Source organism: Neptuniibacter sp. QD37_11 (assembly GCF_047778105.1).
GTDB lineage: Bacteria > Pseudomonadota > Gammaproteobacteria > Pseudomonadales > Balneatricaceae > Neptuniibacter.
This window is the reverse complement of the sequence record NZ_CP180552.1, coordinates 2,334,302-2,355,105: the sequence shown is the minus strand read 5'-3', so window position 1 is coordinate 2,355,105 and position 20,804 is coordinate 2,334,302. Positions and strand designations below refer to the sequence as shown.

Sequence of the window (20,804 nt, the reverse complement as noted above, 5' to 3'; positions counted from 1 at the left end):
AGTGAGCGTTAAAAATTAATCCGTCACAGTCCAGACCAATCTTCTTGGGTTACGCTAATACCTTTGATTTGAGCATATACTTTGTCCCCAACCTTGAGATTAAGTTCCGTTAACGCCCAACAAGTTATATGTGACCATAGCTTGCAGCCTCCTATATTGAGTACCACCTCTATCTGATGCGACGACTCTTCATCAATCTGCATGATTGTAGCGGGTAGTATGTTACGAATACTGGTTTGCTGGGGTTGCTCTTTAGATAAAGACACATCGTTAGCTTTAATACGTACACGTAAGGCCGTACCTGGAGGTATATCTAAGGCTCGCATCCACAGCTGAGTACTGTGGGATATGTTCAAGCAAGACATTGCATGCTTAGGGTGATGATGGTCTAGGGTAGCGTTGAATAGAGAGCTGCGGGTATCACCGGATAGCCACGGACGCATCTGTTCCGACGACCAAACCTCTTCAACGTTACCAAACTGCAGAATCTTCCCTTGTTCTAGCAAAACCAAGTAATCAGCTAGCTGGATAATCTCTTCTAGGCTATGAGTGACATACAGAATGGGTAACTCGACCTCTTTCGCTAGTTTTGCCAAGTAGGGTAATAGCTCTTTCTTACGTGGTAGATCGAGTGAGGCTAAAGGTTCATCCATCAACAGTAAGCCTGGATCGGAAAGCAGGGCACGCCCGATTGCAACACGCTGCTTCTCACCGCCAGACAAGGTGTTAGGCAAGCGTCGCAGTAGCGCTTGAATATCCAGCATCTCAACTACGCTTTGGAATTTCTCATCTTCTGGAGTGTATTCCGAACCGTACTGTAGATTGCCTTGAACACTGTAGTGCGGGAATAGGAGGGCTTCTTGGAATACATAGCCGATACTTCGCTTCTCAGGTGGAAGGAAACGTTTGGTTTCAGTATTGGTAAGGTCACGCCCGTTTAAGGAAATACGGCCTTTATGGGGTTTAAGTAAGCCCGATATATAGTTAATCAGACTGGTTTTTCCCGCGCCTGATCGCCCAAAAATGACGGTCACACCGCTGCGAGGCAGTTCAAAGTCACATTCCATATTGAGATCACCCAATTGGGTGTCTAAGGCAACTTTAAGCATGCGATCCCCCTAGTTTCTGTTTCGCTTTTCTAGTTAGCCATTCAGAAGCTAAGAGGGATGCTAGGGCGATGAATATAGCGATGGCACATAATCGAGCCGCTTGGACTTCCGCCCCTGGCGTTTCAATAAAGGAGTACATTGCCAGAGGGATCGTTCGTGTAATTTCGGGGATATTGGATACAAACGTGATTGTGGCCCCAAACTCACCCAGCGAACGGGCAAACCCCAGAATGATTCCCGTTAAAATGCCGGGCAGTGTTAATGGCAGCGTGATGGTAAAAAAGACTTTAATGGGTGAGGAACCTAAGGTTCTGGCTGCATATTCAAGCTTCGGATTAACTGCTTCGAAGCCTTGCCTTATAGCTCTCACCATCAACGGGAATGCAACGACGGCAGCGGCCAATGCTGCACCTTGCCAACTAAAGCTGAAACTTAGTCCTGTCAGTTCATAAAGTGGTTTGCCAAGCCAGCCTTGGCGGCCAAAACCAATTAGTAAGAGATAACCAATAACGACAGGCGGCAGTACTAAGGGCAGATGAACAATACCATCTAATAAGGTCTTACCCGGGAATTTTTTCCGAGCAAGTATCCAAGCAACGCCAATAGCAACGGGTAAGCTAAACAGAACAGAAGTGAGTGATACTTTTAAACTCAGTAATAGGGCGGCCCACTCGTATTCTGTTATGAACATGGATTAGTTTTCTTGCAGCGTTTTGAAACCGTAACGTTTAAAAACTTTGCTTGCCTCTTCGCTAAATAGAAATTCATAAAATAATGAGATGCTAGCATTATCTTTACCCTTAATTTTAGCAATCTCATAGACTATTGGGCTGTGCATTACCTCTGGGATCTCACTCAAGATGTTGAGTTGAGGTTTATCTACAATGTCGGATTTGTAGTGAATTCCCATCGGTGTCTCACCTCGTTCAGTCAAAGCCAGTGCTGAACGCGCGCTGTTAGTGGGGGCAAAATAGCTTTGCCACTCTTGCCAGAGGTTCGCAGATTTCAGAGCCTCTTTGGCATAGATACCCACAGGGACGTGGTTAGTATCGCCAATAGCAATGCGTGAATGTTTATCAATCAGATGATCAATTTTAATTGTTTCGGAGAATTGGAACGGAGCAATTACGTGATCTTTGTTTCCAACAATAACAAGCCTGTTGCTGATTAGAGCCTGCCGAGTGCTTGGCTGGATTGAGCCTTGTTGTTCAACATAATCCATCCAGCGTTTATTGGCTGCAATATACAGATGAGCAGGGGCGCCTTGAGTAATTTGTCTTGCCAGTACCGAGGAAGAAGCAAAGGTCAATGCTGGAAGGTGCTGGTATTTATCTCTGAAATTGACGGACAGCTCTTCTAATGGTGCTGTTAGAGAAGTAGCTGCAAAAATGTGAATTCTGTCTTCTGCTTGAACTGATGTGAAGTAAAAACAAGATAAGAAAAATAAAACCTTAGACTTCATTAAGGCGTATCCAAGACTAACCAAGCTTAGGAAGATGGGGAATATGCTATACAACTGCGGGGCTGAGATAAAGCGAAGGTATGAAATTATACAATTTTAAAATGACTGATTTATATATATGGAGTTTTGTTTAATCTTAATTTACCAAGCTTATGTAGAAATTTGATTTTGATTGCTATTTTTCTAATTGTGCATAAGGCTAAAATACTTTTGAACGGTCATTGATTTTAGCTTTTGCAGCTGAATTATCGGATAAACAGCTAAAAATTAGTGAATCAAAATGCAGAATGATGGATTGGAAGATAATTTAGAGGCTGGGGGTTTCGGAGCTACAACGTAGCTCCTACTTACCTTTTTTCCAGCGAATGAGGTGTACTCAAATCTTACGAGGAGATAACAACCTGGTTACGGCCGCTATCTTTTGCTTGGTAAAGCGCTTTATCGGTACGTTCAATCAGTTGCTCAGAGGTTTCGCCAACGGTAAGTTGGGAAACACCAAATGATGCAGTAATAGAGCTGATAATTTCACCAGACTTTTTCTGCTTAATTCGGATCGCTTGAATTTTTTGGCGTACTTGTTCAGCAAGCTCAGCCGCAGTTTCTTTATCGGTTTGAGGCATTAATACTGCAAACTCTTCACCACCAAAGCGAACTGGCAACATTGGCTCTGGGCAAACTTCTTTTAGTAGTTTACCAACATACTGCAACACTTTATCGCCCATGAGGTGACCGTAAGTGTCGTTAAAGCGTTTAAAGTGATCTATATCAACAAGAATAAAGGAGTGCACTAAACTTTGATCATTCACACCCACTAATTGACTTATCTCTGCATCAAATGCGCGGCGGTTGAATAAGTTCGTGAGTGGGTCAACTCTTGCGTCTTGACGGGTCTTGTTTAGCTCTTCTTTTAGCGATTGAATCTCAGCTTGTGCTTCATTCATTCTTTCTTGAAATAGACGAGCTGTTTCGCTAACCGATTTCGTATGGTCAGAAAGAGCATGAATAATGGATTCAATTGGTAGGCTAGCTTCACCATCTTCTTGCTGGTGGAGTGCTTCTAAGCTTTCTTCAAGAACATTACTGAAATCTTCAGTTTTCTCTGCAGCATTACCTGCATGCTCATGAAGGTCGTTAATAAGGCTGATCAGATTGGCCTGAATATCCTCAGCACCATTAATATCATCTTTGATCATATGCTCGCGGAACAACTGTTCGCTGAGCATAGTAGGACACGTTCCGTATGTCGTTAGGGTCTTATCAAGTTGCACATTTAGCTCAGGTACACGATCACTTACGTAGGTATACCACAGAGCATAATTAAGCGGGTTTGGCGGTATATTGTGCTTAACCATTAATGGCACTGCCTGGCGAAGATACTCGGCAGCTTGATTGTTATTTTCAGCGAACTTCATACTTCCCCTATCGCTTTATCTGGTTGAACGAACGCTACTACATACATGATTGTAAATGATAATCAATACAATTCATATTTTGATCGGCAACTCAGTAACTTTAAAACAACTGTTTGAATTTGGGAACCGCTGAGGAAGAAAAAATCCCTTACTGAGGCCTAATTCCTTTGAAAGTAGTATCGGCAGAGGTTATTAAATCTTCAAGAAATTCTGCGGCAAATTTAAATTTATTTCTTTTTTCTATTGGTGGGGATTGCCTATGTACTCTGGTATTGAGTACTAAGTGGCTGATATATAAACAAAGTTTAAAAAGGGGAATGCTCGAGCTAGATTCGTAACTGGAACCGTTGATATCAAATTGAATAATTTGAGCAAAGTGATTGGCGTACACAATAAGGATCTACAGCTTACCATCGGCTATCAGCGTCTTTGTAACGGGTTAAATGCTTAAACGAAGTCAGCCGTTGCTTAAGCTGATCTAATGCGGTTGCACTGGCTTCCCCTTGAATGTGCAGTTCTTCACTCCAGTGGCGATCAAGAATAGTAATCTGATCTTGATTTAATAACTGCTCTATATCCCCTACTAAGTGATGGGGGAGATAGAGGTCGAATGGAAATAGAGGAATGCGTTCCTCTGTCGGTAAAACTTTGAGTGCTTCCTGTACAGCTTGGCTATACGCCCTAACAAGTCCTCCTGCACCCAGTTTAATTCCGCCAAAATAGCGAGTTACTACGACTGTGATTTCGCATAGGTCGCTGTGTTCCAGTACGTTCAGCATTGGCTTACCTGCAGTGCCTTTAGGTTCGCCATCGTCACTACTGTTCCAACACTGAAGAAAACTGCGTGTACCTGCAATATATGCCCAGCAATTATGGTTGGCTTTTGGATGTTGCTGTTGAATCTCAGCGATAAAGTTTCGGGCACACTCTAAATCAGGTGTGTGGGCGACATGGGTAATAAAGCGGCTGTGTTTTATCTCAATTTCGTGACTGTGGTAGGGCTTTTGAGGGTAAAACTCTGTCATTGCTTAATGCCGCCTGCTAGGTAGATTGTCCCAAGCCATGGAGTTCCAGTTTTAGTTAATTCTATTTTTAGTCCATCAACCAGAGTCGCCTCGTCGTGACCGTTCTGGCGAAGAAACTGGAGTTGCTCAAGGTTTAGTAATATTTCTAAATCAATATGGCGGCCATAATAATAAAGTGAGAGCTTATATGGCACTGCTTCTTGGCTAATTGAGTTAAAAAAATGATCTATTGATAAGGTGATTTGCCCCCTTGAAGGCAATTCTGTTTCCGGTGCATCAATATCGAGGTCTTCATCATCATAAGTATCGATGTGGAAAATGATATGCCCTATCTCCTGATTATCTTGCAGGCGCTGGCAAGCTTTGTTGCCAATATAATGTCCTTCAGAGGCGCTTAAGTGAGGCGCAACTTGAATATGAAGTTCCATGACATGCTTATTACCCATAGTTCGGGTTTTGAAACTATGGACATTTATAATGCCTTCTATCGATAGGATCTGTTCTTTGTAACGGTTGATATCTTCTTTTGGGATGGATGTTCCGAGTAGCTGTTTTAGATTGCTCCAACTTAAATCCCAACCGATCTTTGCGACCATGGCCGCGACAATCATTGCAGCGACAGCATCTAACCAAATAAAACCAGCCATAGCGCCGGCGACACCAATAAATACGACAATTGATGAGAGGGCATCGGTGCGGCTATGCCATGCGTTAGCAATCAAGAGCGCTGAATCGATCTGTTTACCTATCTGCAGTGTATAACGATAGATCCACTCTTTGGCCGCGATGGATAGTGCTGCAATTACTAAAACTGGCCATTCGGGAAGAAGCAGTTCGGAGGCTTCAATTAGGTTTAATGTACTGTCGTAAGCCATAGCACCAGCGACAGCAATTAATATACTGCCAAGAATTACGGTTCCTAAGGCTTCAAAATGCCCATGACCCCAAGGGTGATCTTCATCGGGACCTTTAGCCGATATTTTTAATATCAGTACGACCATCACATCGGTAATAAGATCAGATAGGGAATGGATACCGTCTGCGACTAGGGCGGCTGAATGAAAGAGCAGTCCAAAAATGATCTTAAGTAAACCAAGTACGGCGTTTACTGCAGCGCCGATCCAGGTCACTTTGTTTGCTGCTTTATTTTCCTGTTCTGTTCTTTGCATAACGACTATATAAACTCGGTTTAGATTATTGTTGTAAAGCCTAGCAGGTTAGAGCTTAAAAAATTTGATCTAGTTTGGATAATCCATATCTTGAAGATAGGGATAATTTTACTGAGCTATAGATCTGGCTCAGTCCATATTTGGTGCAATTACCTTGTTTGAATTTGCCTTGATGGTTACCGTAATTACTAGGCTGTAGCCGGTGTTCTGTTTAATTACAGAAAAAGGTTGTTCACTGTGGGGCAAACAGGCGCACTAAATAGGTGCTACAAACAACAATAAAAATTAATATTGTTATGTTGACTTATGTAACATATTGATTTCTAAGAGGTAAAAACAAGCTGGTTAAAAAATAACCAGTTTATTGGGTTGCCTTGATTTATGGGCGTTTCATGACGTTTTAAAGTCTTAATTCACAAAGTTATCCACAGCTAATGTGAGTAGCCGTTGCAAGGCCCTATATTTTAAGGGAGTTTTGTTTTTCCACATTCAAAGGCGCTATTGAGCGCTTATTAATGGGTATAGACTTTGGTCTAGAAAATTGTTTTTGCATCGATTCAAATTGGCTTGAATGAATCTAACCGTATTAAGGTATTAAATTCGAAAATTAGCATTCAGTTTTAGAGGATTAGTCTATGCCTAGCACTTTATGGTTCTGTAAGCTTAGCTTCCATTGTGGATGGGCTAAGCAATAGTCGATCACTTCTTTTGTGTAGATTGAACGTGCAGGGCCGTCCATTGGCTGTAGGTAGAAGTGCGCGAAACTAAGTTGTTCGAACTGGTCAGGCTGCGCTAGCGGTTGCGGGTAAACCAATTTAAGTTCATCACCTTGGGTGATAATTACTTCGGCATCGGCTTTAGGGCTCACACAGATCCAATCGATATTATCGGGTAGTGGCTTCGTACCATTGGTTTCGATGGCAAGTTCAAAACCGTTCGCGTGGCATTCATCCACCAAAATTTGATCAAGTTGTAGCGCAGGTTCACCACCCGTGAAGATGATGTAAGGCTTTTCATTGTTCCGCTCGGGCCAGAAGCTTTTGAGGAACTGGCAAAGTTCAGCTGCGGTAGCGAACTTGCCACCGTTCTGGCCATCGGTACCGATAAAGTCAGTATCGCAAAAATCGCAGATAGCTTTTTCACGGTCTTGCTCGCGTCCTGACCAAAGATTACAGCCAGAAAAACGACAAAAAATTGATGCGCGTCCACTTTGCGCACCTTCACCTTGCAAGCTATAGAAAATCTCTTTTACGGAATACATCAGATTGTGGTAGAAAGGGCCTTTAAAATCGAGGCGATAAGTCTACACTGGCAGATTTTGACTGCAAGTTAATTCGGTTCATATTAAGCCTGTAAGGTAATCTACAGGTTAACTAGTGTTATAGGGTACATTCGTGGAACTTAGAGAAATTGATAAAGTTGTTTATAAGCAAAAGCAGCGCAAGGTAGGTATCGTTTTTAGTCTGATTTTTGCTGTAATAGGTTTAGGGTTGAGCGCCGTATTACGTCATTACTATGGTAATGCTGAAGGCGAGAATATGATGGTGAACCTAACTGGGGTGCTAATTGGCTTAGCTATCTCCATTATTATCTTTACCCAAGTGGCTAAAAAGCCGTATTTTGATGAGCTTCGGTACGGCTGGAACCTTAAGAAACAGGCGCTTAAGATTCAAAACCATCGCCATCGTTGGGAAGAGCGTCTGAAAGAAGGTGATACAACGGCGGCGATTGTTCTCGCTTTCTATCATAAAGCTACGCTGCAACTGCAAAGCTTAGATGGTAACGAATTCGGCTATAGCGACAGTAAAGAGCGTGAAAATAAGTTTTTGGTTGAATGTGAGAAGCTGTCCTTAGACCCTGATGCATCTAAATATTCGATCGATATGCTGTTGGATATGAAATAACGCGCTATTTATTTTTGCGAAAAATTGATATTACTAAGGAGCCTAAGGCTCCTTTTTTGTGTCTGATATCAAGAGTTGAGGTTTTACGATGCTTAGTCAATTTAAGCGATCTATTCTGGTATGGATGGTTTTCTTGTTTTCGCCGTATCTCGTTGCTGAGCAGAGTAAGAGGGTGATGATTACCCCAGAACTTTTCTCTTTTGTGGTTGAGCATGAAGGTGAGTCTGTTGAGATTAAGCGCAACCAAGAGTCTGATAATACTATCCATGAGCTTTATCTAACGACCTCTCGTGGCACACCGCAACCTATGTTTCCATTCGAACCTTATGAAGTGGAAACCATTGGCGAGAGGGAATTTATTGAGTATCTACAACAAGCTCAAACAGATAGCTCTACTTTAATTGTCGATACTCGCACTGAGGGCTGGCATTACCGACTGACCATACCGGGCAGCACCAATATTCCATACACCTTGTTAAAAGATCCTGAAACTATTTCCGATACGTTGGAAGAGTTGGGAGCAATCAACAAAGATGGCGTTTGGGATTTCAGTCGGGCAAAAACACTTGCTGCTTTTTGTAACGGCTATTGGTGTGGACAGACGCCTACCTTTATATGGGCGTTACTAGAGCTAGATTACCCTGAGGAAAAGTTGAATTACTATCGAGGTGGTATGCAAGCTTGGACAAGCTTAGGGCTGACTACGGTAGGGGATTATTATCTGGAATAGTAGGGAGTTTTATTGTACCCCCTACTATCTGAGAATAAGGTGTCTATTTAATTTGGTTTAGGTAGTTAGTTAAGCGATCCTTATTCATCACAAACGTAGCGCTTAGCTCAGCCGCATTGGTTTTTACTTCTTCTAGGTTTGTTGGTTTACCTGCTACAACGACCCCCACCATTGCCATCATCGCGTGTGGACGGCATTTGTATACGTACACGCCTTCCTTATCGACGGTGAAAGAAACTTCTTTCATCATTTTTCCTTTCCAGCCTGTCGAACCCGCAGGGATTAGGCTGCTGATTGATTCAGAGTTGTGACCTGGATCTGTAGGTTGGAATGTAACGGTATCACCTACTTCTACATTTAAAATGGCAGGCTCAAAAACCATGGAGCCGTCAGGACCTGAATTTTTCATCATGACTGTATGATCAGCAGCATTAGCAAAATTGGCACATACAGCTAGAGCTAGGCCCGCGCTTAAAGTTTTAATATTCATCGTATGTATTCTCTCTATCTGGTAATGAAAATAATAATGATTATTAAATCATTTGTGGGTGTTGTGAAACATTATTACTTAGAAGTATAAAAATCAAAGGTGTATACGTGCTTAATGACTAGACGGTTTTATGATGGCTGGGCAAAGATCTTTAGATTTTTTAGGAGCCTCTATTTCAGGCATCTTATCCAACTGATTAGCTCCATATATTGCGATAAGCAGGGGAGAAGCAATTACGAACACTAGGAAGCCAGCCATCAACTGCCCTCTCATCCCTTTGCGAATCGGTGTCGGTTTAAAAACTTTGTAGCCCTTAGGTGGGAATTGCGCTTGTATTAACCCTTTGAAAGCCATGGGGAGCATCGTTATGGCAAGGATTAGGAAGATCGAAATAGGTATTCCAATCAGTAAAAGGTGCCAAAGATAATCAGCCCCGTTTAGGCCAAACAGACTGTAACAGTGAGGCTGTTCTGCAAGTCGGGTGATAGATGGGAATAGCCAAAGCTCGCCAGCGGCTATGAGAACAGCGCCTAATCCCATAAACAGGATTATGAGCTTTATCTTCTCGCGCTTTGTGTATTCCGGTGCGTAATCCATCTGGTCTGCCCTGCCCATATTGGAGATGAAAGCTTAATTTATAACCTTACCACTTGTCGCGCCGAGTTATAAATTAAGCTTGGACAGTCAGTTAATAATTAAGGGCGTTGTGCTTCGCCGCCAAAGGCTTCAATTAGAGCAGGGAATAGCTTGCTGAACTCTAGACCCATTTGAACCATATCGGCATCGAATTGAGCGATTTCGTCTTCCGCTGCTTCGTCGGCCATTTTCTCCTGTAGCTGTTCGCTCAGTTTTAGACGTTTGATAGACAGATCTTCTTGCAGAGTAATCTTGAGTTGCTCATCCCATTCTAGAGCGAGCTTAACTACACGCTTGCCTGCTTCTAGGTGAGCAACAAACTCTTCATCTTCTAGTTGTTGGCCTTTGATTCGAATTACGCCGCCTTCTAAAACGTTATCACGTAGCTCACATTCATCTAGTACTTCAAAGCCTTGTGGGATGCTGTCGTGTTGCTCCAACCAATGTGACATAACGGCAGAAGGTGATTGGTTTACATCAGGCAGTGTGATTGGCAGACTGCCTAATGTGCCACGAAGATGACTTAGTAGCTCTTCTGCGCGTTTATGGCTAGAAGCATCTACTGCAATCCAGCCAGCTGCAGGGTTGATCAGAGCGGTGGTCTGCTGGAATTTACTGAAGGCACGAGGCAATAGATCAAGAATCACTTCATCTTTCAGTTGGTCGCGTTCTTTCTTGTACACTTTGCGTGCTTGTTCATGTTCGATGACCGCAACTTTTTCGCCAACGGCGTCTTTAATAACGGCGCCGGGAAGGATCTTTTCTTCCTTGCGTGCAGCCACCATAAACATACCGTGTACCTGATGCGCGTGAACATCATCTAATAAGTGACATGGCGATACCCAGCCATAACGGCTAAGTTCTTGGCTTTTACATGGATGAAAAGCGTGTTCGATAAGTTTTTCTTGCAGCTGCTCTTGAGTGTATTCAAACGCTTCAGTTAGGCGATAGAAAATTACATTTTTAAACCACATAGCAGCTCCAGAAAACGAAAAAATTGGCAGAGCATGGTAGGCAAGATTTGTACGCGATGGAAGAGAAAATCTGCAATTGGCTGAAATAAAAGAGAGGTGAAGAATTAGCTAGCGGGATAAGTAAGAAAGGGATAAAACTGACGGCAGCGATTAGATTGGGCTGCCGTCAGGTTTTAATTAGATGCCAGCGTAAGCAAGAAGGGTATGTACTGGTACACCTGCATCTTGGATTTTGCTAGAACCTTGTAGGTCTGGCAGATCGATTAGTGCTGCTGCTTCTGACACTTCCGCACCAAGTTCTTTGATGAGACTGCACGCTGCTAAGATAGTGCCACCTGTAGCAATCAGGTCATCAAATACCAAAACGCGATCGCCTTCCTTCACAGCATCAGTCTGCATCTCTACAGCTGCAGTACCGTATTCAAGCTGGTATTCCTGATGAATGGTTTCACCCGGTAGTTTGCCTTTTTTACGGACGAGTACCAAAGGAATGTTCAGGTGGTAAGACATGATGGAGCTGATCAAAAAACCACGAGCATCAATACTCGCAATATGCGTGATGTCACTGTCGATATAGCGCTGGATAAATGCATCAGAGATCATGCGAAGCGCTTTAGGATCTTTAAATAGTGGAGTGATATCGCGGAATTGAACGCCTGGCTCCGGCCAGTCTGGGATCGTACGAATTACGGATTTCACATAACATTCGTCATATGACATGAAGAACTCCTTAGAAACAGCAGGTTTTGACACAGCTCAATGTTTTATTACGCAGCAAAAGCTTTAATAAATGCGTTGGGTTACACATTGAGATGGCTACTTAATTGTGCGACTAAATAAGCACCGGTTGCGAAAGCGATCGGTGCTTTTTTATGTGTAGGGGCTAACTGCAAGTGCCTTTGCCACATTGAGCAGTTACAGGCTCTTCAGCGTCCTTAGCTGGACACTCGCCAGATAGTTCGTAAAGTTTATCCAGATCCTGGATATGAACCTCTTTACCTTCAACTTGTAATAGTTCGGACTTCTGGAAGCGGGTAAAAATTCGACTTACGGTTTCAACTGCAAGGCCTAGATAGTTACCGATCTCGTTACGCGACATCGATAAACGGAAACTTGTTTCAGAATAACCACGTGCTTTAAAACGCATCGATAATTTCACAAGGAATGTTGCAACACGTTCTTCAGCATTCTTCTTCGATAGGAGCAGCATCATCTGTTGCTCTTCACGGATCTCTTTACTCATCGTACGCAGCAGTTGGCGGCGTAATTCAGGTAACTGACCGGAAAGTTCGTCCAAACGCTCGAACGGAATTTCACAAACCGTAGTTGTTTCGAGGATTTTTGCAGATACAGGGTATTCGTTGTTATCAAAACCGCTCATACCAACCAGTTCACCTGGGAAGTAGAACCCGGTGATCTGCTCTTCACCTTCATTTGTGATTGTGTAAGTTTTTACTGTGCCGACGCGGATGGCATAAACACTCGCAAATTCTTCGCCTTGGTGGAAAAGATGCTCGCCTTTTTTCAGTGGGCGGCTTTTGTCGATAATGTTGTCCAGGCGTTCCATCTCTGTCATATCCAGAGATACGGGCAGACACAAAGAGCTCAGACTACAAGTGTTGCAGCTTACCTGCTGTAGACTACGTAGTTTTCCATCAGTTGCCTTGTTATCACTCATAGTGCGATCCTGTCGTGGTTATATCGAATGGCTACCCACTGATTATGTAATATTTCCGTAAATACGGAAAGTTAAATAATCTTCGAGAAACGCTGTGAACTCTGATCTTTTGGTATATATGCATCAAATGCCATACATATACGACGAATCAATAGGCGACCAGCAGGAGAGACTACAATCTCATTTGCATTCATGCTGATTAAGCCATCTTTAGTAAATGCTTCTAGCTCAGCAATGGAAGTTGCGAAATAGTCGTCGAAAGCAATATCAAATTTTGATTCAACCGCTGTTTTGTCTAGCTCAAAGTGGCAGATTAGCTGTGTGATTACATGACGACGGATGATGTCATCTTGCGTCAGGCTTACACCGCGCTTAATTGCATGAGCGTTACTATCTACTGCAGCACTGTAATAAGGCATGTCATGCTCATTTTGATAATAAACAGAGCCGATTTGGCTAATTGACGAAACGCCCATAGCGACAAGGTCGCACTCTGAATGAGTCGTATAGCCTTGGAAATTACGATGTAATTTACCTGTGCGCTGAGCAATGGCTAGCTCATCATCAGGCTTAGCAAAGTGGTCCATACCTATATAAACATAACCTGCATCAAGCAGCTTATTAATGGTGGATTCTAGAATCGCAAGCTTAGTCTCTGGGCTAGGCAGTGTTTCTTCCTGAATATGACGCTGCGGACGGAAACGGTCTGGAAGATGAGCGTAGTTGAATACTGAAAGACGATCTGGATTCATTTCGATCACAGTATCGAGTGTTGCGTTAAAACCTTCGAATGTTTGGTAAGGAAGTCCGTAGATCAAATCTAGGTTCAGGGAACGGAAACCTAATCTGCGAGCTTCTTCTAGAATTGTTGCTGTTTGTTCTACTGACTGAACGCGGTTTACTGCTTCCTGAACTTTTGGATCGATATCCTGTAGACCTAGACTGATACGGTTAAAACCGATCTCTCGTAGGACTTTGATTGTTTCTAGGCTTGCTTCACGAGGATCAATTTCGATGGAGTAATCACCGCTATCGTCATCAAGAAGGTTAAAGTTTTTGCGCATTTCAGCCATTAGCTCGACCATCTGCTCGTGGCTAATGAATGTTGGAGTACCGCCCCCCCAATGTAGCTGAGTTACTTTGCGGTCATTGCTGTACCACTTAGATAGCTGAGCCATCTCTTTATAAAGTGTATCCAGATAAGGCTGTGCTTTTTTGCGGTTGCGCGTGATCACTTTATTACATGCGCAGTAGTAGCAAACATGCGCACAGAATGGGATGTGAACATACAGCGAAAGTGGATCATTGATGTCCGCAGAGTTTTGTCCGGTTGTTACTAGATCACTAGGAGACAACTCTGGGTCAAACTGAACAGCAGTAGGGTAGGATGTATAACGAGGACCCGATAGGTCGTATCGTTTGATCAAGTCCAGATCCCATTTAATCAGATTGTTATCCACGTTTGTCTTCCTCTGTAATCAGTTTCTTGCGAAAAGTGCTCAGTTATTGTTGGAATATTCCCATCCAAGGGATGCTGTATAAGCCCATTCCAATAATGATTGCGCCCGAGATATGTTGGGTCAGACGCTTCTGAAGAATTTGTTTAACTTGTTGGGCCAGTACACCGGTTAACAGCATGGCAGGCAAAGTGCCTACGCCAAATGCCGCCATCAATTGTGCGCTGGTTAGCCAGTCGGATGCTGCTGAAGCCCAAATTAAAGTGCTATAAACCAAACCGCATGGCAGCCAACCCCATAGGCCACCCAGCATGATTGCTTGTCCGATATTTCTAACCGGTAGAAGCTTACTCGCAGCGGGACTAATCTGTTTCCACAGTACACCGCCTGCTTTTTCTAGGTGAGTTAAACCTTTCCACCACTGGGCAATGTAGAGGCCCATGAAAATAAGCATCAATCCGGCAAAGCTGCGAAGTACGAGTTGTAGTATAGGATCGGTTAATAACCAACTCAGGCTACCTAAAATGGCGCCTGCAGTTGCATAGCTAATAATGCGCCCAGAGTTATAGCCGAGTAAAAGTAGGAAGCCCTGACCTCCCTTAGGGGAGCTAAGGGAAACGGTGGCAGCTATGCCACCGCACATACCTAGACAATGCGTACCGCCAAGCAAACCTAATAAGAATGCTGTAGGTATGACAAGTGCTTCAGTCATTGCCTTTGTCAGTCGGTTTTACTTTTGCATCATCCGGAATCAGATCTTCGTCATCATCATAGAGAATGCTATGTGCAGGGCTGTCTAGATCGTCGTACTGGCCGTTGTTAACGTTCCAGAAGAAAGCCCAGATAGCAAAGCCAATTAACAAGATGGCAATGGGGATCAGCAGGAAAATTATATCCATTGAAACTACATAACCCTAATTTTCAAATGTGCTTATTCTACCTGATTTTGCATAACCGCGTCAGGCTTAGCCGACTGAGTACCCTGATCTCTGTCATGGGAATGGACAGAACCTCGGGTTAATTTGTTCAGGCGCATCGCATTACCGACTACGACCAATGAACTTGCCGACATACCGATCGCTGCCATATAGGGAGCAATGAAGCCAAAGGCCGCTAATGGTAAAGCGCTTAGGTTATAGCAAAGTGACCAAGCTAGGTTCTGCTTAATGATTCTTTGAGTCTTTCTCGCGAGCAAAATACCATCAGCCAGACGCAATAGATCGTGGCTGATCAGTACGCCATCCGCATTGGTTTTAGCAAGATCAGAAGCGCCGCCCATAGCGATAGACGTTTGAGCGCCTGCAAGTACAGGGATGTCGTTAATACCGTCACCTACCATAATTACATGTGCACCATCTTCTTGCAGCTTATTAACATGAGCAAGCTTCTCTGCAGGTGATACGCCAGAGATAGTGGTATCTATCCCTAGTTGGCTTGCTACTTCCGCTACCGCTGAAGAGTTATCGCCCGTCAGCATCTGACAGTTAAGCCCCATCGAGTGAAGGATCTCAATTGTCTGTTTCGCTTCACGGCGAATCTGGTCATTCAGACGGAACCATGCTAGTGCTTGAGTCTCATTACACAGTAGCAACCACTGCCCACTTGTTTCAGGTAGCGATGGCTGGCTTTGCGTTAGGATCTCGCTCGCGTAATCAGGTTTACCAATACGGTATCTTTGATTGTCGATCACTCCTTCGATGCCTTGACCAAGTGTTGCTTTGATCTCGGTTGCTACTAGATCACCTTGTTGATCGTGGAACGCTTGTGCAATTGGATGTTCACTGTGCTTTTCAAGCGCAGCAGCAAACTTGGTACAGGCGTCTTGATCATGATCCGCTAGAGGAACCACTTCTTGAAGACTGAGGTTACCCTCGGTTAGCGTGCCTGTTTTATCGAAAACAACATGAGTTGCCGTCGAAAGGCTTTCAAGAACATGGCCTCGGGTAATTAATAAACCGTTTTGGCGCAGTGTTCCTGTGGCAGCAGTGAGTGCTGTCGGAGTGGCCAATGAAAGCGCACAAGGACAAGTGACTACCAGTACAGATAGGGTAATCCAGAATGCATGAGCAGGCTCTACGAAGTACCAACCTGTCGCTACAACGGTTGCGGTGACTAAGACCGCCGCTACAAAGTAGCTAGCAACTTTATCAGCAATCTGAGCAACTTTAGGTTTGTCTTCTTGAGCACGATCGAGCAAACGAACAATGGCTGATAGTTTGGTCTCGTCACCCACCTGAGTGATTTTAATCGTGATCGGGTTTTCGACATTAATCGTGCCGCCAACAACCTTGTCATCGATATCTTTGCGAATAGGTAGGTATTCACCCGTTAGCGCAGCTTCGTCTACTGAGCTGCTACCAGCAATGATGATGCCATCAGCAGGAATCGTATGGCCTGGTTTGACCAAAACAATATCGTCTAGCTTAAGCTCTTGAGCGGGTACTAATTGTTCTTCACCATCGACTAGTTTGATAGCACTAGCCGGTAGTAAGTTGAGGAGTGCATTACCCGCTTTGCCTGTTCTATGACGGGCCTGCATTTCAAGGTAGCGGCCAATTAACAGGAAGAAGGTGAACATAGTAACGGAGTCGTAATAGACCTCACCACTATTCGTGATGGTTGCCCAGACACTGGCTAAATAAGCTCCACCGATTGCGATAGAGACAGGGAAGTCCATGGTTAAGTGTCGAGTTTTAAGATCCCTTAGCGCTGCAATAAAGAAAGGACGTGCAGAATAAAGGATTACTGGGGTTGCAATGACTAAGCTAGCCCAGCGGATAAAGCTGACATACTTATCTTCCATGCCCTGTAGAGCACCGCCATAAAGCGCGATAGCAAACATCATTGTCTGCATCATGCCGATGCCGGCAACACCTAGACGGCGAGTTGCACGCTTACGTTCCTGCTCTAAGAGCTGCTCTTCTTTGTCAGGGTGGTAAGGGTGGGCTTGATAACCAATTCGGTATATCTCAGCCATGATTTTGCTGAGTTTTGCTTGGGATTTATCCCAAGTGATACGAGCGCGGTGGTTAGTCAGGTTGACCTTAGCTTTACTTACGCCCTCGATATTACTGATGTGGTGATCGAGTAACCACACGCAAGCTGCACAGGTAATACCTTCGATAACCAGTGTGGCTTCGGAGCTAGATTCATTAACTTTGACGAAATTGCTTTGCACATTTTCGTCATCGTAAAGCTCAAGTTCAAGAAGCAGTGTTTCCGGAAGGTCCTTAGTGTTAAGCTCCGGCGAGTAGGCTGCTTCAGTACGATGTTTGTAATAATTGTCCAAGCCACTATCTACAATAGTCTGTGCGACTGCTTGGCAGCCTGGACAACACATATCTCTACTTTCACCGTTAATTACAGCACTATAGTTACTACCCGGGGGGATAGTAAGGCCGCAGTGGTAACAGTCAGCAGACTTTACTGAGTTAAGGTTGCTGCTCATTGTTCGTGGGCAGGTTTAAACTCAATTGTATTCTGATCGTATGGTGGATGTGCCTCTGCACGGAGGTTCCAGTTGCGGGCTTCATCCTTCAAGATCAGATAACGCTTACCTTGTAGCAGGCTCTTTAAGCTGCCTGTATAGGCTTCAGTGCCAGGAACTTGCTTAAGCAGAATACTCTGATCGTATTGCTGGTGAGTAGGGTGAATGATACTGAGGTTAAGGAACTCTGGAAGGTAATCGCCTTTGCTCTTAAATTTCAGCATTAGGTCGCCAGTTGTATTATCGAGATTTAACTGTCCACTAACGCCAAGGTCGATCGCTTCTTGAGACTGACTTTTATCTACAAAATGGCCGCGGGCTACTTTGTAGTAGTCATCTTTTACCAAACCGTCATGTGTAACGATGGATAGGTAAAGGTAAAAAGTTCCGTAAAAAACTACGGCAATAATTGGTGATAAAATAAACCAAAGCCAAGGTTGTTTGTACCATGGGCCGGGGATGTTGTTGTCGCTGTCACTCATGTATCAATACCCAAAAAAAAACTGTCGTATCCAAAACTGGAACACCCAGTTTCAGACCGACAGCTATTCTACCTTATTTCTAAAAGAAGGGGCCTAGAATTTCTTCTTATCGACCCTTCTTTTGACCTAGCGCTTAGGTGCAGGACCAATAAAGCGGTTTTCCTCTTCAATTAGGATATCGGAATTGTCCGTTGCCATTACTTTGAAGGTGATATTGTTATTGGCTTTGCTTAGGTATTTTTTCTTGATATTCAATCTAATTGGTAAATCGATCAGTTCGCCAGCTTTAATAGTGACTTCTGACTTACCAATATATTCAAGGCCTTCAAGGCCAGTGACTGAAATAGTGTAGCTATGATCAACTTGCTCTTTATTGGCAAGTTTCAGTGTATATACGTTCTCGATGACGCCTGAAGTGACTTCGTTATATAGCTGTCCACGGTCTCGTAATATGTCAACTTCGAGCGGGATACGGCTGTAGACTGTGTAGGCAAAAACAACACACATAGCACATAGGACAACAAAGTAACCGATCAGTTTAGGACGCATAATATGCGTTTTATTGCCTTCGAGCTGATGTTCAGTTGTGTAGCGTACAAGGCCTTTTTCGTAACCGACGCGTTCCATAATGTCGTCGCAGGCATCAACGCAAGCGCCGCAGGCTACACACTCATACTGCAGACCGTCGCGAATGTCGATTCCCACTGGGCAAACATAAACACAGTTGTAGCAATCAATACAGTCGCCTAAGCCTTCTGCTTTATAGTCAGAGCCTTTTTTACGTTTGCCTCGGCTTTCACCGCGTTTCTCGTCGTAAGAAATGATCAAAGTGTCTTGGTCGAACATAACTGATTGGAAGCGAGCGTAAGGGCACATGTAGATACATACCTGCTCACGTAACCAGCCAGCGTTGCCATAGGTTGCTACGGCAAGAAAGCCTAACCACCACATCTCCCAAGGGCCAAGTTCAAAACTAAAGATGCTTGGGATAAGCTCGCGAATTGGAGTGAAGTAACCAACAAACGCGATAGCGGAAATAATAGAGAAGGCGACCCATAGGAAGTGTTTTGCGCTTTTTCTAAGTAATTTTTCTTTGCTCCAGCCTTTAGATTTATCCAGCTTCATTCGCTTGTTGCGATCACCTTCGGTGAAGTTCTCTATCCAGATATAGATCCAAGTCCAAACGAATTGCGGGCAAGCGTAGCCACACCATAATCGACCGGCAAATACGGTAAAGAAGAACAGGGCAAAGGCAAGAATAATCAGTAGCCAAGACAGTAACATAAAGTCTTGTGGCCAGAAGGTGCTACCAAATACATGGAATTGTCTGTTGGGCAGGTCAAACAGAACGGCTTGTCTGCCATCCCATGTGATCCATGAGAAGCCAAAGAACATCAATAGCATGATAAAGCTAGAGCCTTGGCGTAAGGTTTTAAAGATACCTTTGTAATTCTTTACATAAATATGCTCGCGTTTGGCATATAGGTCGTACTCTTGGGATTTTTTCTTGCTCTTGGGTGTGACATCTTGAACCGGGATCTGATTCATATCGTTGCTCACATACTCACCAGTGAAAGTTAAACTCATCAGAACTAATACGCTCACCATGTATTAGCAAAGTTGAATATTATAATAGATCCTCAAAAAAAAAGGCGACATGATCTACATCATATCGCCTTTATTTTAGTTCAACTATCTAATTACTTTTTAGATAGGCTGTAAACGTATGCAGTGATCAGGTGAATCTTCTCATCGCTTAGTAGGTCTTTATGAGCTGGCATTACACCATTACGACCAACGCGGATAGAGTGAGCCACTTTTTCGAAGCTACCACCGTACAACCAGATGTCATCAGTTAGGTTAGGTGCACCTAGGATAGGTAGACCTTTACCGTCAGTACCGTGACAAGCAGTACATAGTGCTTGGAATTGACCTTTACCGCGAGCTGCGCCTTCTGCATCAGCTTCTGCACCGCTTAGAGATAGTACGTAGTTAGTTACGTCACGTACGCCTTCTTCGCCTAGTACAGCGCCCCAAGGTGGCATGCCGCCGTTACGACCGTTAGCAATAGATGTCTTGATAGTCTTCTCGTCACCACCGTACAACCAATCGTTGTCCGTTAGGTTAGGGAAACCGTGTGCACCTGTTGCTGCTGTGCCGTGACATAGAGAACAGTTGTTCGCAAACATACGCTGACCCATTTTTAGGCCTAGTGCGTTGTCTGGGTGCTGTAGCTCTTCTGCAGACATAGCTGCGTATTTTGCAAAGATCGGCTTGTACGTCTCTTCAGCGTGAGCCATTTCTTCTTCCCACTGGCCAGTAGAAGTCCAGTTCAAGAGACCTGGGAAACTACCTAAACCTGGGTAAAGAATAAGATAAACAATGCCGAAAACAACGGTGCCCATAAACATCTGGAACCACCATTTTGGCAGAGGGTTATCGTATTCAGCAATGCCATCAAATTCATGGCCTAATGTTTCTTCAGTTGTATCTTGGTGCGGCTGACTTTTGCGAGTAGCAATCAATAGCCAAGCACAACCAAGAATTACAGCTAGGGTAATCACTGCTACCCATGCGCTCCAAAAAGCACTCATTTTTCAATTCTCCCGTCACTGGCCTCTGTATTGTCCGGTTTCATCTCGTCTGCCTCATCAGGTTCGTTCAGAGGCATATTGGCTGCATCGTCGTACTTGTCTTTATTCTTTGGATTAAGCACCCAAACAAATAGCGCCAAGAACGTAATCAGCATGATTACCGGTATATAAGGGCCATAAACTTCGTAACTCACG

At 43.9% G+C, this 20,804-nt stretch carries 22 protein-coding genes; 2 read left to right on the top strand and 20 right to left on the bottom strand.

Annotation, left to right across the window (positions count from 1 at the left end; genetic code table 11):
- Positions 1 to 23 precede the first annotated feature (23 nt).
- The 7 genes from modC to queE form a co-directional block, all read right to left on the bottom strand.
- Positions 24 to 1,109 carry a molybdenum ABC transporter ATP-binding protein ModC gene (gene modC / locus ACMXYT_RS10855; protein ID WP_415911421.1) on the bottom strand — a complete coding sequence of 362 codons (1,086 nt, stop codon included), beginning with the start codon at positions 1,107 to 1,109 and terminating at the stop codon, positions 24 to 26.
- Positions 1,102 to 1,800, bottom strand: coding sequence for a molybdate ABC transporter permease subunit (gene modB / locus ACMXYT_RS10850; RefSeq protein WP_415898665.1), 699 nt, complete (start codon positions 1,798 to 1,800; stop codon positions 1,102 to 1,104). The genes modC and modB overlap by 8 nt, the downstream gene beginning before the upstream one ends.
- Before the next feature lie 3 nt (positions 1,801 to 1,803).
- The gene (modA, locus tag ACMXYT_RS10845) at positions 1,804 to 2,571 is read right to left on the bottom strand and encodes a molybdate ABC transporter substrate-binding protein (protein WP_415898664.1); all 768 of its coding nucleotides are present in this window, start codon (positions 2,569 to 2,571) and stop codon (positions 1,804 to 1,806) included.
- A 383-nt stretch (positions 2,572 to 2,954) separates the two neighbouring features.
- The gene (locus tag ACMXYT_RS10840) at positions 2,955 to 3,983 is read right to left on the bottom strand and encodes a GGDEF domain-containing protein (protein WP_415898663.1); all 1,029 of its coding nucleotides are present in this window, start codon (positions 3,981 to 3,983) and stop codon (positions 2,955 to 2,957) included.
- A 407-nt stretch (positions 3,984 to 4,390) separates the two neighbouring features.
- Positions 4,391 to 5,008, bottom strand: coding sequence for a YigZ family protein (locus ACMXYT_RS10835; protein ID WP_415898662.1), 618 nt, complete (start codon positions 5,006 to 5,008; stop codon positions 4,391 to 4,393).
- Positions 5,005 to 6,177: a cation diffusion facilitator family transporter gene (locus ACMXYT_RS10830; RefSeq protein WP_415898661.1), complete on the bottom strand. Its 1,173-nt coding sequence runs from the start codon at positions 6,175 to 6,177 to the stop codon at positions 5,005 to 5,007. The genes ACMXYT_RS10835 and ACMXYT_RS10830 overlap by 4 nt, the downstream gene beginning before the upstream one ends.
- Before the next feature lie 628 nt (positions 6,178 to 6,805).
- Entirely contained in the window at positions 6,806 to 7,438 is a 633-nt protein-coding gene (gene queE, locus ACMXYT_RS10825; RefSeq protein WP_415898660.1) for a 7-carboxy-7-deazaguanine synthase, read from the bottom strand.
- A 133-nt stretch (positions 7,439 to 7,571) separates the two neighbouring features.
- Between queE and ACMXYT_RS10820 the strand changes: the two genes are divergently transcribed.
- Both ACMXYT_RS10820 and ACMXYT_RS10815 read left to right on the top strand, forming a co-directional pair.
- On the top strand, positions 7,572 to 8,081 hold the full coding sequence (locus ACMXYT_RS10820; RefSeq protein WP_415898659.1) for a DUF3087 family protein: 510 nt from the start codon (positions 7,572 to 7,574) through the stop codon (positions 8,079 to 8,081).
- 88 nt (positions 8,082 to 8,169) lie between these two features.
- Entirely contained in the window at positions 8,170 to 8,811 is a 642-nt protein-coding gene (locus tag ACMXYT_RS10815) for a rhodanese-like domain-containing protein (RefSeq protein WP_415898658.1), read from the top strand.
- Positions 8,812 to 8,854: 43 nt separating this feature from the next.
- On the opposite strand, the gene ACMXYT_RS10810 is transcribed toward ACMXYT_RS10815, so the two are convergent.
- The 13 genes from ACMXYT_RS10810 to ACMXYT_RS10750 form a co-directional block, all read right to left on the bottom strand.
- Complete coding sequence (locus ACMXYT_RS10810; protein WP_415898657.1) at positions 8,855 to 9,301, bottom strand: pseudoazurin; 447 nt, start codon at positions 9,299 to 9,301, stop codon at positions 8,855 to 8,857.
- 111 nt (positions 9,302 to 9,412) lie between these two features.
- Entirely contained in the window at positions 9,413 to 9,898 is a 486-nt protein-coding gene (locus ACMXYT_RS10805; RefSeq protein WP_415898656.1) for a hypothetical protein, read from the bottom strand.
- 98 nt (positions 9,899 to 9,996) lie between these two features.
- On the bottom strand, positions 9,997 to 10,911 hold the full coding sequence (gene rdgC, locus ACMXYT_RS10800) for a recombination-associated protein RdgC (protein WP_415898655.1): 915 nt from the start codon (positions 10,909 to 10,911) through the stop codon (positions 9,997 to 9,999).
- Between the two features lie 177 nt (positions 10,912 to 11,088).
- Positions 11,089 to 11,631: an adenine phosphoribosyltransferase gene (locus tag ACMXYT_RS10795; RefSeq protein WP_415887636.1), complete on the bottom strand. Its 543-nt coding sequence runs from the start codon at positions 11,629 to 11,631 to the stop codon at positions 11,089 to 11,091.
- Positions 11,632 to 11,794: 163 nt separating this feature from the next.
- A complete protein-coding gene (gene fnr / locus ACMXYT_RS10790; protein ID WP_415884058.1) occupies positions 11,795 to 12,589 on the bottom strand; it encodes a fumarate/nitrate reduction transcriptional regulator Fnr in 795 nt (264 codons plus the stop codon).
- Between the two features lie 71 nt (positions 12,590 to 12,660).
- Positions 12,661 to 14,049, bottom strand: coding sequence for an oxygen-independent coproporphyrinogen III oxidase (gene hemN / locus ACMXYT_RS10785; RefSeq protein WP_415911420.1), 1,389 nt, complete (start codon positions 14,047 to 14,049; stop codon positions 12,661 to 12,663).
- A gap of 43 nt (positions 14,050 to 14,092) precedes the next feature.
- On the bottom strand, positions 14,093 to 14,758 hold the full coding sequence (locus ACMXYT_RS10780) for a sulfite exporter TauE/SafE family protein (RefSeq protein ID WP_415898653.1): 666 nt from the start codon (positions 14,756 to 14,758) through the stop codon (positions 14,093 to 14,095).
- On the bottom strand, positions 14,751 to 14,945 hold the full coding sequence (gene ccoS / locus ACMXYT_RS10775; RefSeq protein ID WP_415884061.1) for a cbb3-type cytochrome oxidase assembly protein CcoS: 195 nt from the start codon (positions 14,943 to 14,945) through the stop codon (positions 14,751 to 14,753). Before ccoS ends, ACMXYT_RS10780 begins: the two co-directional genes overlap by 8 nt.
- A 32-nt stretch (positions 14,946 to 14,977) precedes the next feature.
- The gene (locus ACMXYT_RS10770; RefSeq protein ID WP_415911419.1) at positions 14,978 to 17,494 is read right to left on the bottom strand and encodes a heavy metal translocating P-type ATPase; all 2,517 of its coding nucleotides are present in this window, start codon (positions 17,492 to 17,494) and stop codon (positions 14,978 to 14,980) included.
- Entirely contained in the window at positions 17,491 to 18,015 is a 525-nt protein-coding gene (locus tag ACMXYT_RS10765; RefSeq protein WP_415884063.1) for a FixH family protein, read from the bottom strand. The genes ACMXYT_RS10770 and ACMXYT_RS10765 overlap by 4 nt, the downstream gene beginning before the upstream one ends.
- A 126-nt stretch (positions 18,016 to 18,141) precedes the next feature.
- Positions 18,142 to 19,563 carry a cytochrome c oxidase accessory protein CcoG gene (gene ccoG, locus ACMXYT_RS10760; protein ID WP_415912202.1) on the bottom strand — a complete coding sequence of 474 codons (1,422 nt, stop codon included), beginning with the start codon at positions 19,561 to 19,563 and terminating at the stop codon, positions 18,142 to 18,144.
- A 152-nt stretch (positions 19,564 to 19,715) separates the two neighbouring features.
- On the bottom strand, positions 19,716 to 20,609 hold the full coding sequence (ccoP, locus tag ACMXYT_RS10755; protein WP_415884064.1) for a cytochrome-c oxidase, cbb3-type subunit III: 894 nt from the start codon (positions 20,607 to 20,609) through the stop codon (positions 19,716 to 19,718).
- On the bottom strand, positions 20,606 to 20,803 hold the full coding sequence (locus ACMXYT_RS10750; RefSeq protein ID WP_415884065.1) for a cbb3-type cytochrome oxidase subunit 3: 198 nt from the start codon (positions 20,801 to 20,803) through the stop codon (positions 20,606 to 20,608). The genes ccoP and ACMXYT_RS10750 overlap by 4 nt, the downstream gene beginning before the upstream one ends.
- Position 20,804 lies beyond the last annotated feature (1 nt).